The sequence below is a fragment of the Nostoc sp. DedQUE04 genome (assembly GCF_034530995.1).
Lineage (GTDB): Bacteria > Cyanobacteriota > Cyanobacteriia > Cyanobacteriales > Nostocaceae > Nostoc.
The window spans coordinates 62,519-78,626 of record NZ_JAVRCA010000021.1; the positions used below are offsets into that span (position 1 = coordinate 62,519).

The 16,108-nt window shown below is 41.8% G+C and carries 13 protein-coding genes; 3 read left to right on the forward strand and 10 right to left on the reverse strand.

Features of this window, described 5'->3' with window-relative positions:
* The first annotated feature begins 213 nt into the window (after positions 1-213).
* The gene (locus tag RM049_RS16610) at positions 214-585 is read left to right on the forward strand and encodes a hypothetical protein (protein WP_322671173.1); all 372 of its coding nucleotides are present in this window, start codon (positions 214-216) and stop codon (positions 583-585) included.
* 203 nt (positions 586-788) lie between these two features.
* Here the strand turns inward: RM049_RS16610 and RM049_RS16615 are convergent, their stop codons facing one another.
* The 3 genes from RM049_RS16615 to RM049_RS16625 form a co-directional block, all read right to left on the reverse strand.
* Positions 789-2,033: a nicotinate-nucleotide--dimethylbenzimidazole phosphoribosyltransferase gene (locus tag RM049_RS16615; protein ID WP_322690556.1), complete on the reverse strand. Its 1,245-nt coding sequence runs from the start codon at positions 2,031-2,033 to the stop codon at positions 789-791.
* 84 nt (positions 2,034-2,117) lie between these two features.
* Positions 2,118-2,858, reverse strand: a complete 741-nt coding sequence (locus RM049_RS16620) for a DUF2232 domain-containing protein (protein ID WP_322690536.1) — start codon at positions 2,856-2,858, stop codon at positions 2,118-2,120.
* Positions 2,859-2,871: 13 nt separating this feature from the next.
* Entirely contained in the window at positions 2,872-3,573 is a 702-nt protein-coding gene (locus RM049_RS16625) for a Crp/Fnr family transcriptional regulator (RefSeq protein ID WP_094349203.1), read from the reverse strand.
* Between the two features lie 635 nt (positions 3,574-4,208).
* Here RM049_RS16625 and RM049_RS16630 point away from each other — a divergent pair.
* Positions 4,209-8,294, forward strand: a complete 4,086-nt coding sequence (locus tag RM049_RS16630; RefSeq protein ID WP_322704963.1) for a hypothetical protein — start codon at positions 4,209-4,211, stop codon at positions 8,292-8,294.
* A 367-nt stretch (positions 8,295-8,661) separates the two neighbouring features.
* Positions 8,662-9,315: a sugar transferase gene (locus RM049_RS16635; RefSeq protein WP_322704964.1), complete on the forward strand. Its 654-nt coding sequence runs from the start codon at positions 8,662-8,664 to the stop codon at positions 9,313-9,315.
* A 195-nt stretch (positions 9,316-9,510) separates the two neighbouring features.
* Here the strand turns inward: RM049_RS16635 and RM049_RS16640 are convergent, their stop codons facing one another.
* The 7 genes from RM049_RS16640 to RM049_RS16670 form a co-directional block, all read right to left on the reverse strand.
* Positions 9,511-10,347, reverse strand: a complete 837-nt coding sequence (locus RM049_RS16640) for a carbohydrate ABC transporter permease (protein WP_322704965.1) — start codon at positions 10,345-10,347, stop codon at positions 9,511-9,513.
* Positions 10,348-10,600: 253 nt separating this feature from the next.
* Complete coding sequence (locus tag RM049_RS16645) at positions 10,601-10,879, reverse strand: hypothetical protein (RefSeq protein ID WP_322704966.1); 279 nt, start codon at positions 10,877-10,879, stop codon at positions 10,601-10,603.
* A gap of 260 nt (positions 10,880-11,139) precedes the next feature.
* Positions 11,140-12,150, reverse strand: coding sequence for a catalase family protein (locus RM049_RS16650; RefSeq protein WP_322704967.1), 1,011 nt, complete (start codon positions 12,148-12,150; stop codon positions 11,140-11,142).
* Entirely contained in the window at positions 12,147-12,764 is a 618-nt protein-coding gene (locus RM049_RS16655; protein WP_322704968.1) for a 5-formyltetrahydrofolate cyclo-ligase, read from the reverse strand. Before RM049_RS16655 ends, RM049_RS16650 begins: the two co-directional genes overlap by 4 nt.
* Positions 12,765-12,837: 73 nt before the next feature.
* Positions 12,838-13,782 carry a GDP-L-fucose synthase gene (locus RM049_RS16660; protein WP_322690528.1) on the reverse strand — a complete coding sequence of 315 codons (945 nt, stop codon included), beginning with the start codon at positions 13,780-13,782 and terminating at the stop codon, positions 12,838-12,840.
* A 23-nt stretch (positions 13,783-13,805) separates the two neighbouring features.
* On the reverse strand, positions 13,806-14,885 hold the full coding sequence (gene gmd, locus RM049_RS16665) for a GDP-mannose 4,6-dehydratase (RefSeq protein WP_322683489.1): 1,080 nt from the start codon (positions 14,883-14,885) through the stop codon (positions 13,806-13,808).
* A gap of 462 nt (positions 14,886-15,347) precedes the next feature.
* Positions 15,348-16,103, reverse strand: coding sequence for a sugar transferase (locus RM049_RS16670; RefSeq protein WP_322671249.1), 756 nt, complete (start codon positions 16,101-16,103; stop codon positions 15,348-15,350).
* Between the last annotated feature and the right edge of the window lie 5 nt (positions 16,104-16,108).

The window sequence follows — 16,108 nt, forward strand, 5'->3', positions numbered from 1 at the left end:
AGCGAGTTTTTAGCAAATTTATACCTCAAGATTAATTATTATCCATAAATTTACTTCGTGGTACTTATGGTGAAACCTTACTTGTATTTAGAAGTAATGATTTAAATGTCACATTTTCACCAAAAATTATCAATACTTAAATAATCCATAAGTATCGTTAAGTTTGAGAGTAAATTGAATAACATAGAGAAAATGTACGAATAAAGGTATTAAATGGAGCTATTACAGCAGCAGATCCTGACTTTAAGCCAAAAGCTGGATGACCTGTGCCAAGTAATTGAGCAGCTTGATGGTAAAGTCACTCAAACTTTCTCAGAGTGTTCTTTAGCCAATACACAAGCAAAGGATAATTGCCAAAAAAATGACGCGGCTGGAGGCTACCAGTTTAAAGGACGTAACAATTTAAATCCAGAAATGGAACACAAGGATGTATTGACAGATGGCATTTATCTAGACATGCATCGTCAAAGTGGAGATAATATAACACCAGAAATTCAAATACAACGACTGACAGCGCAATTAACAGCAGCGTACAATCGCATTGCTGCTTTAGAAGAACAATTACTTAGAGAGAGAATTCATTAAATTTAACCTGAAGTTCAACGAATTAAAAAAATGGATTGAGGTAGGTCAGACAAGCCTTTAGGTTCAGTTTCGAGTGATGGTTTGATAAGCATATACTTAGATACAAGTAAGTAACCTAGCCATCAAATTGATAAAAAAGTTAAACATTTACGTAGTAAAACCGTCCCTCTCCGAGCCGGAGAGGGAAAAACAAACTTTAATCTTTAGTTCAAGGCAGTACTTAGGCGTTCAAGTTGGGCTTCAATGGCTGCCAAAAGTTGGTGTTGCTGCCAATCTTGGCTAAGATGAGCGGCTATGCAAGCAGCTCCAGCGCCCATGCCTTCTTTCACAAAGCCCTGCTCATATGCTCTCAGTTGAGGATAACGAGAATCAGCAAAGCTCAGATAAGTTGCTAATAAAGGAGGAGTTCCTCCATTCTGAGTTAAGCTGTTTTTTCCTAAGTTAAGGGCTAAGTCAACTGTAGCGCCAGTTGGATCTTCTGCTACCCAGCGGGTTGTGCCTACAACTACTGCTTCTGGTTGCCATGATAAAGCGTAAGCTTGAGCGATCGCACTCATTAGCGCATAAACCGCCAGCATTTGCGTCCCTCCAGCCAGCATTACACCACAACTACGGCTAGCAGCGATCGCCATCCCAGCTACCACCACTTGCATCGGATCGCCTACGGCGGCGACGAGTTGTAGCGGATCGACAGAATTTTGGATTTTAGATACTTCTCTACGAGAGGCTGCGCCAACGACTTCGCTCAGTACAAGTTTTGGATTTTGGATTTGAGATTGGAAGTTTATCTCCCCCTGCCCCCTGCTCTCCCTCATCTTCTCCAGTCCAGCTTGCACTAGTGCCCACTTTTGCGCGTGGTTACAAACAGGGTGGCTACTGTTAACTTTTCCGGCAGCATCTATACCTAAACCAGTTAATATTGCCAGGGCAGTTGTAGTACCTCCGACAACGCACTCACCGACAATCAGATACTCCTGTTGGATATTGGCAGCTAGGCGTTCTCCCCAAAGTAATCCTTGTTCAAACAAGTGATGTACTGTTGTAATTTCCATAGCAGCCCCTTGACTTAAACACTTAGCAGGAGCGCCACCCAAATCAATTACTGGCACAGCAGGAGCTTGGGGTAAACCAGCATTAAATAAATAAATTGGTATCTTTAATGACTCAAATACAGCGCGAGAAATCAGCACAGGTGAAGCGCCAGCGGTCAATGGTGGTAGGGGATATTGGGCTTTATGTTCTGGGCCGTAATACAAAAACTCTGCATCGGCACAAGCTGTATATTTTCGATCGTCTGGAGTGCGACCAGCTGCTGAAATCCCTGGAATTAAACCAGTTTCAGTAAATCCTAAAATACAAGCAAATACGGGTAGACAACCACGATACCTTCGCAGCCATTGTTCACCTAGTTCTTTTTGAGTATAAATACTAATTTGGGAATTGGGCATGGGGAATTGGGCATCGGGCATTGGTTATTAATTAGAACCGATCGTTTAACCAATGACAAATGACAAATGACAAATGACTAATAATTATCCTTCATAATCCATGAGAACTTGTACCCAGTGTGGTGGGCGGGGAATAGGGTTGCCCAAGCGGTCAAAAAGCAACCATGCTGCCAGGTGTACCACAAAAAGGTAGATAAAGTTGTTGAGTATAATTAAAGCGATCGCTCCCACTTGAATCAAAAATACACTGGGACTCGCCAATAAACTCAAGTTAAAAAATACCCACTCAATGAACTCAGTCACTTGGGTAATTACATAAATCCATAGGTCTTCACCCGACAAAACAGACAACAACCACAGCCTAAAAAAGACTCCTAAAGTACCCAATAGCGTACCCAAAGTGATAGAAACAATCCAGGGAAGACGACGACGACACCATGTAGCGCCTAAAAGGACGCCCATGAACCCGTAGGGCATGACATACAGCAAACTGCGGGCTGGCCCCATCAGTACCGTCAGCAGTAACCCAGAGGTGAGTGCTGCCATCCATGCCGCACGTTTGCCCCAACGCAGATAAACTAGAGCGATCGGCACTGGAAAAAATATCCGCAAAACTGGGCCCAAAGGAAAGTAAAAATTAATAAACCAAATTAAGCTAGCGGTACTGGCTAAAAATGCTGTTTCCACCATCCTCAAGGGCGCATCAGCTTTGATTTGAGGAGGCATTAACTGCTGTTCTTTATCTAACCAATGATTCTGAGGAGTTGGAGATTCAGAGGATGGATCTTCCTCCGGTTCATCTGGGAGAGAATCTAAAATACTCATATCTGACAAGTTTTTAAACGATCATTCTTTCTAAGGCTGACAAATCGGGAATACAAATAGTGTCTTGATCCCGTTTAATCAAGCCTTTTTTTTCTAGCCTTGTCAATACTCGTGTCACCGTTTCCCGCGCCAGTCCGCTCAAACTACTCAATTCCCGATGAGGTAAATTGGGAATTTCGGTTCCAGTTTGCCCTTTTTTTCCCTGTCCTTCTGCCAAAAATAACAACGTATCTGCTACCCTTGACTGGCTATCAGATTCCCGCAACCGCAATCGGCGATTTACTTGCCGTAAACGTCGTGCCATTAGTTGCGCCAATCGAACTCCCGCCAAAGGTTCTATCTGAAGTAATTTGACAAAATCTTGAGCAGGCATACTACCAATTACCGTCGGGGCCAAGGTAATCACATCGGTGGATCGAGGTGCTTCATCTAGCGCCGCCATTTCACCAAACAATTCACCTTTGCCGATAATATTCAGCGTTACCTCTTTTCCTTCCAGATTGTAGGTGCGAATTTTTACCCATCCGTCCATAATAAAATACACAGAACCACCCCAGTCATTTTCCAGTAGAATCACCTGATTGGCTGGGTGAGTGCGGGTAACGAGATGGGTGAGGGCTGATTCTACAGCAGTTTCTGGCAACCCTTGAAAAAAGGGAGCGGAGGCGATCATCCAGGAATTAGCCTGTGCTTGCAAGCTATATCGATCTTCCATTACGACATCTTTAATTCAAGCTGCTATGTACACACAAAAAACAGGAGCGCCATTTGTAGCCTAAGCTATCATTGCACAGCTCCCTTTCAAAGAAAAAACTAAACTATGCTACACAAGAAAGCGACAATAAGTTTTTCTAAATAATCTTTACCTATAAGTTTAAACGGGGTAAAAGTTTTGCAAAAAGTAGTTTATAGCCTGCGGTTGGATTGCTTAGGGGCTAGCTGCACTGCAAACTTGATTAGTTATGAATATAGGCAAACAACATTAATGATACTAAAGGGAGTAAATTATTGCTCAGGTATTTTAGCGATTTTCAAAAATAGGCAACCAATGACCTGCAAAATTAAGCTTTTCGAGCAAAGGCTGTCTGAAGAGGACAAGGAGAGGGGGAGACAAGGAGATGGGGGGATAAAGAGAAACTTTTTTCCTTGTTTTCTTCGATGATTGAAGATTGCCACGACTCCCAGTAATCCATAACATAATGACTAGTCACAATTCCAAGTAGCGGCTTTGGCCACTCAAAATTTCTTCTATGGTAGATGCTGCACGTGAGCAAGATCCCCATAGGGATACGGTGATTGTAAATTAATTGTCACATTAGTTGACATACATTTTTAAGTAAGGTAATCAAAGTGACTTTTAGTACAGATGAAATTCAAAAGCTGATCGCAGACATTGACAACTTACTTGCCAGGGGTGGCAAGCGCCTGTCTAAATTTCTGTCTGGTCAGGCGCAAGAGCCTAAAGAAGTTTTAGAGCGAATTCGCGACTTCTTGATGAGGTTACAAGAAAAAGAAGCATTAGAGAGCAGCATCCCAAATCAGTCTTCTGAAGAACCGCGATCGCCCTTGGGGGAGCCATCGCCTTTGTTAACAAAATTTATCGATCGTGGTAATAACCAGTATCCACTACCACCGCTCGAACCTAGTCAGGAAGAGAATACTGTTGGCGCAGAACAATTAAAAAATGAATTTTCGAGATTGATTCAGCCGTTGCGATCGGAATTAGAATTGCTTTTGCAAGAGCGAGCCACTCTCATACAAGAAATTCGGCAACTAGAACAAAAGCGATTGCAAAACTACTCCTTAGCGCAGCAGTTGACAAACCAGGAGCAAATGATTAGCGAGTTTTTACAGGTACTCATGAGTCGCCTTGTGCCAACTTTAACACCACTGCTTGGACAGACGAGGGAAAATTCCGCCAGTTCTTCAGAAGCTATTAATTACGCAAATTCTGCAACTCAATCTTTATTAGAATCCTCTGACGATGTGGAGCGCTTAACCCAGCTAGCTAGGGAGTTAGATCGACGCCTATTATCACTAGATGGGACAGTGAATGTAGTCTTTGAAGCACTACAGCGCAATATTAATACTTATTACGAATCCTTGTCCCAAGCACTGGCAAGAATGCATAGCAAGGGGATGCAAGGCGAACAGCTGATGGCCAGCTTTGTCAACAATTTGACCCAGCATTTGCAACAAGAATCTCCTAGTTCGCAGTCATCTTTCCTGGGAGGAGAATCTGAGACACTACCATCATTAACTGAACCAAGCGAGATGGCTGCTGGAATTGCGCCCCAACCATTGGAGCTTATCCAGCCAGAAACTTCATCTCTACCCGCAATTGAGCAACAGGAAAATACGCTCACAGAGGATCTAGATGCAGTGCTGTTGCAGCTTGGTGTAGACTCATCTGAATATTCTCAAACCCCGACCGAATTACCGGAAGATATTTCTGCGGCAATTGGTGATGAAGTAGACCAACTTTACGCCAGTTTGTTTGATGCTGGTGATGTTAATAATCCCAGCCTCGATATTCCCACAAATGACTTATCTGCTTCCACAGCCTCTGCATCACAGTTGAACATCGCCCAGACCCCGCCTGTCTCTCCAACCGTGGATTCTGCGGTTATTACTCCAGATACGGATCTTTCAACCCCAGAGACTTTAGGAGAAGAAAGCACAGATTCATCAGAGCCACAGGAAGAACTATTTTTTGAAGAGGAAACTGATCTAGATTCGCCTCTTAGCTTCTCTACTCCACAAATAGACAGTTTGTCAGTACAAATCGGCACTCAGCCAGCTAGTGTTGATACAATTAATACCCTAACTGAGTTATTACCTGATACCGATAGTGAACTGCAATTGCTGGAAGTCTCATCTTCTTCTGTGGATAATGCCACAGCTACAGGAACTGACCTATTGCCTGATAGAGATAGTGAACTGCAACTGCTGGAAGTGTCATCTTTTATGGATGATGCCACAACCACAGCACCAGTGACTCCAGAAGTACCAGAAATTGCCTTGGCAGAGCCTAGCGAAAATATCGCCACATCGCAAGTATTAATTAACAGCGATCGCTCCGAACTGTTTTCAGATAACTATATTGCTGCTTCACCCCAAGAAAACTTACTTTCTATTGAGTCAAACCAATCTCCAGTCGTACCAGATATTTCTTTAGATGAAGAACAGTTGCAGCAATTAGATCGGGATTTGGCTAATTTCGATCGGCAGCTAAATTCTGAGTCGCAGCCAGCTAATAACTTGGATGTTTTCTCGGAACTATTTGATAATACTCAAGACACAATCCCCACAACTTCCCCTGAAAATACCCAAATAGCAGAGAATACATCAACAAATGATTTCTCAAGTTTGGCAGTTACCCAGGTAGAAACTGAAAAAAAAAAGGAAGTCACAACTCCCGTACCAGAAAGTTCTTTACCTCCAATTGCCAACTCCATAAATAATCCAGAAGTTTCGTTAAATACTTTAGAATCAGTCTGGTATTTAGGAATTGATTTAGGTACAACAGGAATTTCCGCTACATTATTAAATCGCTCGACTTTTGTTGTACATCCTATCTACTGGTCAGCAGAAAATCCGCCAGGAACAAGTTCCTTTCAGCAATCGTTTCGTTTACCAACAGAGGTTTATCTGCCTACAGCTTCTGTACCCCACGGTGAAAACGAAACTATCGAAGCACATGAGCAGACAGCACCTGCGGCTGTTGCCCAAGATAAAGCACCCGATCGCTCGGCTACTACTCCTGCAACACCAAAATCGACAGCAGATCCGACGAAAAATAACCTCTACTCGGCGCAGTTGAAGCCTTACTTACAAGTAGCCATTCCCTACAAGAGCGAACGACAGAAATGGGAACCTGTTTTGCAATTAAATGAATTTTCGGCAGGGCCTTTGATTTGGGTTGTGCGATCGCTCTCTAAATTACTATTAACCCTCAAATCCGAAAAAACAAGTACCACCCCTAGTTTAATGGCTGCCGCTGTTGGGATCGGCGAACAAGATTTTCCCCAGATTATCAATAATATTGCTGGTGTAATTTGTACCTGTCCATCTAGCTGGTCGGAACAATACCGCTTTAATGTGCGGGAAGCTTTACTCACTAGCAAACTTATTCAACATCCCCAGCAAGTCTTTTTTGTCGAAGAAGCGATCGCTAGCCTACTTTCGGAACTTGATGCTGCTAATGGTGAGCAAGTAAAACTAAGCGATGCTCAAGGTACTCATCCAGCAAAAACTAGCGAACATCCGATTGTTGGCAACACCCTGGTGATTAACATTGGGACAACTGCCACAGAAATGTTGCTGGTGAATCTACCAGAAACCTTGCAGCAATTGACATACAATGATTTCATGCTCCATAGTTTTGCTTATGCTGGCAAGGGTATTGAACAAGATATAATTTGCCAACTGCTATTGCCACCGAAATCTCGGCAATCACGCAGAGAAACACCAAGCGATGGCAAAACTACCACGAGTAATTCTTGGCAATGGCAACCGTCAATTCCCGGTTTAGACCAAATGCATTGGCAGACTTTAGGGTTGGAAGAATTAGAAATACCTAGAGTCGGAGAACCAGATATCACCGCTCGAATTCGTCTCCAACAGCGTCTAGAAAGTTCTTTACTGGGACAGGCGGTATTAGATGCGGCATTAGCCTTAAAGCTGATTTTGCAACACCAAGACTCTTTTACCCTAGAATTAGCCGATCAGCGGTGGGTTTTGCAGCGACGAGACTTAGAAAGCCAAGTATTTATTCCCTTTGTGCGCCGCCTGAACCGAGAACTTAACAAGTTATTGGTAGCTCATGGTATCCCCACAGAAGCCATTAATCAAGCGATCCTGACTGGTGGAGTGGCTTGTATTGGGACGGTGAACCGCTGGTTACGCCAAAAACTTCCCAGCACTAAGATTATTCAAGATTTATATCTTGGCGAAAACGGTGCTCCCAATTGCAGCCGGGTTGCTTATGGTTTGGCGATGCTGCCTCTGCATCCGCAGATTTTAGATATACCCAGGCAACAATACACTGATTATTTCTTGTTTACAGAATTGTTGCGATTGCTACCAGACCGTCCCTTATCTTTCGGTGAAGTTATCCAGTTATTTGAGGGTCGTGGGATTAATACTCGCATTTGTCAGCAACGGCTGCTGGCTTTTTTGGAAGGTGAACTGCCTTCCGGTTTGATACCTTCAGTCACAGAATCAACCTGGCTTACCCAGAGTTCGCAAGAAAATCCTGACTATCAGGCGATCGCCACAGCACCACTTTTTGAAAAACAAGGAAGTCTCACTTATCGTCCCAATTCTCAACAACTGTTGTCTTTACGTCGCTATCTAGATGCAATTAAGGCTAGTAATCAGCAATCACTGGAGGAACCATATACGGTGAATTTTGCCTTAGAGGTCGATCGTTGAGACTAGCAGATCGCGCTAGAAATAAGAATACTACTCAAAATTCCAAATGCTTATGTTACGAGCATTTGGAATTTTGCGAATTACTACTAGTACTTCAGCACAGTAATTTTTGGGATATGTGGGATATGTACGATAGTATTATCTTTTTATTAGTTTTTATTAGATGGATAAAATACCGTAATTTTACAATCTATCACTTGAATTGAAAGATTCTGTAAATTTTTGGTTTTTGGTTTTTATATCAGCTAAAATTTGTGTACATTAACACTCGGTAGTATCGACAACAGTAGAAAAAATCGCCTAACAATCATGTCTATGTCTACACTACTAATGTAAAAATTCCTGTTATAAAACTAAGTTAGTTCTTGTGAATAATCTTTATCTTTATTCAGTTAATTGTTTGCAACAGCCTTCACACCCGTCAACATTAAGCGTGAGAAAACGATTAATTGACATTGTTGGAGCCATTGTCGGGCTGATTGTTACATTTATAATAGCAATTCCTGTAGCAATTGCTACTTTTATTCATGAGCCAAGTCCAATATTTTATTCTCAAATTCGCTGTGGTTTAAACGGAAAAACTTTCCGCATCTGGAAATTCCGCTCAATGATAGTCGATGCTGATAAATTCAAGCATTTGGTTGAGAACCAAGCCAAAGGTCATATTTTTAAATCCGTTGACGATCCTCGCATTACTCCTGTTGGTAAATTTTTGCGGCGTACTAGCTTGGATGAATTCCCTCAATTTTGGAATGTTTTGTTAGGGGACATGAGTTTAGTTGGTACTCGTCCACCTACTCCTGATGAAGTCAGCAATTACGATCCACATCACTGGGATAGATTGCGAGTCAAACCAGGCATTACCGGCGAATGGCAAGCTAATGGGCGTTCCAGCATTACAGACTTTGAAACCATTGTCAAAATGGATATAGATTATCAACGCAAGTGGTCTGTAACTTACGATCTGAGTCTGATTATTAAAACTATCTGGGTAGTCTTGAAAAAGACTGGGGCTTATTAAATTAGAGCATTGGGCATTAGGAGTACTGTTAGCGTCAGCGGGGCGTTTAGCCCGTGCTGAGTTAAGAGGTAAGAGTTAGGAGTTTTGTTTATCTCCTTGTCCCCTTGTCTCCCTTGTCTCCCTTGTCTCCCTCATCTCCCTCATCTCCCTCATCTACCACTTTCTTGTTCTGACTTCTGACTTCTGAATTCTTCTTCACCCCTTGACTCCGCTACCTGTTTCTGTGGGTACAATGTAACGTTGTAAAAACAAAAATAGTAATAATACTGGAGCGATCGCAATCACTGAGCCAGCCGCTACTAACCGCCAGTCAAGGGAAAATGTACCTGCTAGCTTTGCGACTCCCAAGGGAAGAGTATATAAATTTTCGTCTTGGATGACAATTAAAGGCCACAAAAAGTCACTCCAAGCACCAATGAATACAAAAATAGCTAAAGTTACCAGTGCTGGGCGAACTGCTGGTAACATAATATGCCACCACAAACCTAACTCTGAGCTGCCATCCATCCGGGCGGCTTCTTCTATTTCTTTGGGGACACTCATGAAAGCTTGGCGCAACAGAAAAATGCCAAAAGCAGAAGCTAAACTCGGAAAAATCATCCCTAAATAAGTATTTCTCAAACCCATCTGGACTGTCAAAATATAAAGGGGAATCATCACGATTTGGAAGGGAATCATAATCGTAGAGACGATCGCTACAAAAATCCAGTCTCGCCCGACAAACGATAATCTTGCCAAGGGATAGGCAGCTAAAGCGCAAAACAGCAGATTTAAGCCCACAGTCAGCACTGACACCAAAATACTGTTATACAGGTATTGTCCAAAAGGTAGGGAGTTCCACACACTAGAGAAGTTATTGAGTGTCGGTTGACTGGGTAGCAATTGTGGCGGCGACTGAAAAATATTTTCCGTTGGCGATTTCAAGGATGTACTGATTAGCCATAGTAAAGGAAAGAGCATCAACAGTGCGATCGTTCCCAACAGCGCATACATTAATAGATTTTGCGATCGTGACTTTTTCCAGTTCAGCATTTGATTAATAACTTTCCCAGTTCTCTAAATATTTATTACAACTTTCTTGATAACGCTATAACTTGCTTTCAATATTTTGCACTTGCTCAAATATTTCGTGGATGCTCACCCATTTTCACCCACATTTTCCGCACACGAGTTAATTGCGGACGATTCATTTTTAAAGTATAAATTGTTGCTCTACCAATGGTTGTAAATCCTATAATTTCTGTAGCATCTTCACTCCAAGTAAAATGGTTTGATATTAATACAATTAAGTCTCTTCACTTTTTGAACTCCCTAATTCTTCCAGTACATCAAAGAAGTCGTTCATTATTTTTTCATCAACTTCTTTTACATCACTCCATGTTTGACTATTGTGAATGATATCTTGTGCCTCATAATAAGAAATGCTCAAAGCATTTTTTAAAATTTTAATTGATTCGGTTTTTGAATAATTACTCAATCTCAATAAATTAATAACGGATTCTCGATCTGCGGATTTAATCAATATATTATTCAGTTTTTGAGTTAGTTCACTATCTTTATTCATCTTGGTCTCTAATAAAGAAAAGGCATTGTGTTGTACAAATTAAATAAATATTTATCAGATTTTTTAAGCTATTATCCACAAAAGAATCATCTACAACAGTCCTAAAATTATTCGTTAAAAACCAGATTCCTGACTTGTTAGAAAATTCGGGAATCTGGGTTTATCAAGTTTTACTAGTCAGATATTATTGCAATAAACTGAGATACTGTGCACACCGCTTTCAAAAATTTATTTTACAGTTTGAAACCAATTTATAGTCGTTAATCTTCAATCGCTACATAAGGTTGTGGTTCCCGCGATCGTTGGGCAATTTGTTCTCGCCGATACTTTGCAAGTTCGCTGTAAAGCCTCTTACGAGAAAGATTCACACTGCCAACAGGCTCATGCTCTAGCAGTGTATGCCAAGGGGAAAACAGCGAACCCTCATCTAAACGTTTGCGTTCTTCAAAATCAAATTTCTGACTGGGAATACGGACAGTTGCAACTTTAATAAACGGTGAATCTGCTTCTTGCCATTCTTGAACGTGGTCTTCAATCGGTGTTTTGTCGTCATCTACATAAAACTGAATTAGGAAGTCAAAAGACGCTTCTCGACCTTCTTCAGTCAAATATTTGACCAGCGTTTCTCGAAGGTAATTTTCTGATTCTGGAAGTGTTTCTGGTGGTTTTTCAGGCTGTTGAGATTTGACAGATAATTTTACAATCCGCTCACCAAATTTAAACGGAGCCATACTCCAATATTGAATCAAAAGTGGATTTCCTAACTTTTTGCTACCAATTTTTTGCAAGATTGCAAAGGCGTAACCAAGTTCTTCCAGCCGTTCTGGGGAAAGTTTTCCACTACCTGCTTGGGAAAGATCGGCGTAATCACGAACATCTTTAGTCAAGAAAATAGGATAATTGTTGAGTATAAAATCTTGAGTTTTTTCTTCATCATCCAAGACTTTTTGCCCGTCCACATTCATCACCTTGATGGCGATACCGCGAACATCAGGCTGGCTATCAGAGTGAAATTTACCACGTTTTTCAGGCGAACCACCACTAGAGAAACGAATCCACGCAGGATAGGTTTGAGGCGTTTTGAACAAACCTACTTTTAGGTCTTCAGGAAGATTGGGTTCAATAATAAACTCTCCCCAAACGAGTCCATGACTTTTGCTATGAATTTGGCGGAGGTCTGGGCCTGTTTTTTGTTGAGCTTGGAGACTACTTGCTATAATTTCGTCAATTATTGCTTCCTGCTCAGTGGTAGATGACGTTGGATTAGTCATAAAACATTTGATAATGTGTCCTCATTATCCTGAATCCTGGAACCTTTATGAGTCAATCCGGTTTCCGTACAAATAACTTGTAGTGGTTTATCCCAAGGTTCAATAGGTATATGAGACAAATAGGCAAAATCAAAGACAATTCCGATAGTCGGCTTTGTCTGCCATTGCGGTAAACTGAGCAAGCGATCGTAATATCCGCCGCCATAGCCTAAGCGATATCCTTGATAGTCACAAGCGACACTAGGGACGAGAATCAAATCTACTTCGGCAGCATCTAAGATTGGAGCGTCGGGGTGTGGTTCACTAATCCCATAAGCGCCACTTTGGATAGGAACACTCGGTGTCCAAATATGCCAACATAGGGATTTATCAACGCAGCGAGGAAATCCCCAACGGTATTTTGTGTTTGCAAATAGTGGAGTGAGATCGGGTTCTTGGCGAAAGCTGAAATAAGCGAGTATTGTTTTTGCTTGGGTAAACAAAGTAGAATTTTGTAAATGAAAGCATAAGCGATCGCTTTTTTCTCTCCATTCTCCAACGGACATTGATTTACGTCTTTTAAGTAGAGTGCGGCGCAGTTGTGCTTTATTTAGTTGATGATTAACTTTGTCCATATAAATAAAAATATTCAAAAAAATAAGCTGGGCATCGCCCAGCTTGTATCACTCTACATTCAGCAGTACATTGTTATGCAGCGTGTTGACGATACCACTCAATGGTATTCTTTAGCCCTTGCTCAAAGCTCACCTGAGCCGTGAAATTAAAGGCAAGATTTGCCCGTTCAGTATCTAAACAGCGGCGGGGTTGACCATTAGGCTTATCAGTTTGCCACACAATTTCCCCCTTAAACTCCATCAAGTCGCAAATTAGAGTTACTAAATCAAGAATGGAGATTTCATAACCTGTTCCCAAATTAACTGGTTCCGATTCGTTATAGAATTGAGTCCCCATCACAATCCCCCGCGCTGCATCTTCTGAATAGAGAAACTCACGGGTAGGACTGCCATCACCCCAAACTGCAAGTTGTTTTTCTGCATTAATTTGGGCTTCGTGAACTTTGCGAACTAATGCTGGAATGACATGAGAACTTCCGGGGTCAAAGTTATCTTCTGGGCCATATAAATTTACTGGCAGTAGGTAAATCCCATTAAAACCGTACTGCTGACGGTAAGATTGCAATTGAACTAAAAGCGCTTTTTTTGCAATTCCGTAAGGGGCGTTAGTTTCCTCTGGGTAACCATTCCACAGATCGTCTTCTTTGAATGGTACTGGAGTGAATTTAGGATAGGCGCAGATTGTGCCAACACAAACAAATTTTTCTACTCCAGCTTGATACGCAGCGTGAATTAGCTGGGTTCCCATGATCAAGTTATCGTAAAACAACTCTGCGGGTTTTTCGCGGTTTAAACCGATACCACCGACATGAGCTGCTAGATGGATGATTATGTCTTGCTGGTCAACTGCACGCTGACTATTTTCCCAGACACGCAAATCGAAATCGCGCGATCGCGGTATTGTAATTTTCTCGCGATCGGCTCCTGCTTTACACAATTGATCTATCACCTGACGGCCTAGAAACCCCGATCCACCAGTGACTAGAATCCGTTTATTTTTTAGTTCTAAGGCGGTCATATTTTATCCTCTGTGATGCCAAATCAGAAGTGCAAAGCGCCCAGTGTTTGACGAATAGTCGCAATGTCATCTGGAAATTGCGAACCTTTTCCATTGGGTGAAGTATGACCCAATGCTTGTAAGTCTGCTTCTACCATTAGGGAAACTAGTTCTTCAAAGGTTACTGATGGTGCCCAGCCCAAGTTCTGCCGTGCTTTGGTAGAATCGCCAATCAACAACTCTACTTCAGATGGACGCAGGTAACGCTCATCAAACTCTACATAATCTTGCCAATTAAGATTCACATAACTAAATGCCAGTTCCAAAAACTCTCGTACCGAGTGGGTTTCACCAGTAGCAATTACGTAATCGTCTGGCTGGTCTTTCTGCAACATCAACCACATTGCTTTGACGTAATCCTTCGCATAGCCCCAATCTCGCTTGGCATCTAGATTACCCATATAAATCTTTTTCTGCTTCCCAGCAACGATACCAGCTACCGCTCTAGTAATTTTGCGGGTTACAAAGGTTTCACCCCGCCGTGGTGACTCGTGGTTAAAAAGTATGCCATTACAAGCAAACAAATTATAAGATTCACGATAATTTACAGTTTGCCAGTGAGCGTAAACTTTCGCACAGGCATAGGGACTGCGGGGATAAAAGGGCGTTGTCTCAGTTTGAGGTATTGCTTGTACTAAACCATACATTTCTGAAGAACCCGCCTGGTAAAATCGCACCTGAATTCCGGTACGATGCTGGTAGTCTCGAATTGCTTCCAACAGACGCAATGTCCCCATTCCTACTGCATCTACTGTGTATTCTGGTGAATCAAAGCTGACTCTGACGTGGGATTGAGCGCCGAGGTTGTAAATTTCTACTGGCTTTACTTCTTCTAAAATACGCCGTAACGTTGTACCGTCTGTCAAGTCACCGTAGTGAAGAAACAAGCGCACTCCCTCTTTGTGGGGGTCTTCGTAAATGTGATCGATGCGGTCTGTGTTGAAGGTAGAAGTCCGGCGAATTACCCCATGAACCTCATAACCTTGTTCCAACAAAAACTCACTTAGATATGAACCATCTTGTCCAGTAATACCAGTAATCAACGCTCGCTTCTGTTGCGTCATGCTCAATTATCCCTTATTGTCTTTGATTAAAAAGTTACAGCCAATCTGATACAACCTAGCAACTAATTGCTGAATTGCCTAATGGGAAACCTACGAGTTCTTGTTTTTATGAGACTTTTTCCGTAAATAAATATACTGAAGAAAAAGCAATTTAGCACGTAAGTCCAACATTTAGATAACTCAAAATTATTTAATTATGTATATTTTCTTTTACCAGACGATCGAGATTATTTTTTTATATATTTTTTGTCAAAACTTCATATATCTCTAGTTATGTGAAGACTTAATAAAATAGCCATTTGAAATTAGACTTCTGGCAAAAGTACCAAATATCCACACTCACAGAAGTCTGAATTAAGTAGAAAAGCACAAATGATAGAAATAAACATGAGCAATCCTGTGAGGGGAGAATTGGTACTTAGGGGCATTAACTGCCCCACAGAATCCACCCTAAGTATTTACTTAGTATGCGCCGTTATTTTTGGGTAGAATTACTACATCAACAGTTTTCAAGATGATCCATAAATCAAGCCAGAAATTCCTAAATTTGACATAATGCAGGTCTATTTGGACTCTCCGAGGATAGGGAATGTCATTACGCCCAGATACCTGCCACAAACCAGTAATTCCTGGACGGATTGTTAAAATCTCATCAATGTGATAACCGTATTTTGGAAGTTCTTCTCTTACCAAGGGTCGGGGCCCGACTACACTCATATCCCCTTTTAAAACGTTCCAGAACTGGGGAAATTCGTCTAAGCTAGTAATTCGCAAAAATCGACCAATTTTGGTAATCCGGGGGTCTTGTTTTAGCTTAAAACTGCTCTCAAATTCTTGTCGCAATTCGGGCGATGTTTCCATCATTTGCATGAGGATTTCATCCGCATTGCTTACCATTGTTCGGAATTTAATACAATTAAACGCTTTGTAATTTTTCCCTACCCGTTCCTGGACATAAAATATTGGCCCTTCTGAGCTGAAGGCAATCAGCAAGGCCAAAATTAAGTAGACGGGGAAGAACAAAATCAATACCGACAGCGAAAACACTATATCGAACAGTCGCTTGGCAAACTCTCCGTTTAAACCCTGAAAAGATAAACCTTTGGGCTTAACTTTTGGCGTCTTCGTTTTTTGACCGCGTTTTAAGAAACGCACAGACGCTCTAGTGTCTTGCCTTACGCCTCGCTTGCCGGAGAGGAGTGAGCTCTGGGCAGTCATCATAC

Excerpts from the sequence above, each read along its gene's own strand:
- RM049_RS16640 (WP_322704965.1), bottom strand. The coding sequence starts at position 10,347 with ATGCTGAACTGGAAAAAGTCACGATCGCAAAATCTATTAATGTATGCG.
- RM049_RS16655 (WP_322704968.1), bottom strand. The coding sequence starts at position 12,764 with ATGGACAAAGTTAATCATCAACTAAATAAAGCACAACTGCGCCGCACT.
- RM049_RS16645 (WP_322704966.1), bottom strand. The coding sequence starts at position 10,879 with ATGAATAAAGATAGTGAACTAACTCAAAAACTGAATAATATATTGATT.
- gmd (WP_322683489.1), bottom strand. The coding sequence starts at position 14,885 with ATGACGCAACAGAAGCGAGCGTTGATTACTGGTATTACTGGACAAGAT.
- RM049_RS16660 (WP_322690528.1), bottom strand. The coding sequence starts at position 13,782 with ATGACCGCCTTAGAACTAAAAAATAAACGGATTCTAGTCACTGGTGGA.
- RM049_RS16610 (WP_322671173.1), top strand. The coding sequence starts at position 214 with ATGGAGCTATTACAGCAGCAGATCCTGACTTTAAGCCAAAAGCTGGAT.
- RM049_RS16615 (WP_322690556.1), bottom strand. The coding sequence starts at position 2,033 with ATGCCCAATTCCCAAATTAGTATTTATACTCAAAAAGAACTAGGTGAA.
- RM049_RS16650 (WP_322704967.1), bottom strand. The coding sequence starts at position 12,150 with ATGACTAATCCAACGTCATCTACCACTGAGCAGGAAGCAATAATTGAC.
- RM049_RS16620 (WP_322690536.1), bottom strand. The coding sequence starts at position 2,858 with ATGAGTATTTTAGATTCTCTCCCAGATGAACCGGAGGAAGATCCATCC.
- RM049_RS16670 (WP_322671249.1), bottom strand. The coding sequence starts at position 16,103 with ATGACTGCCCAGAGCTCACTCCTCTCCGGCAAGCGAGGCGTAAGGCAA.
- RM049_RS16625 (WP_094349203.1), bottom strand. The coding sequence starts at position 3,573 with ATGGAAGATCGATATAGCTTGCAAGCACAGGCTAATTCCTGGATGATC.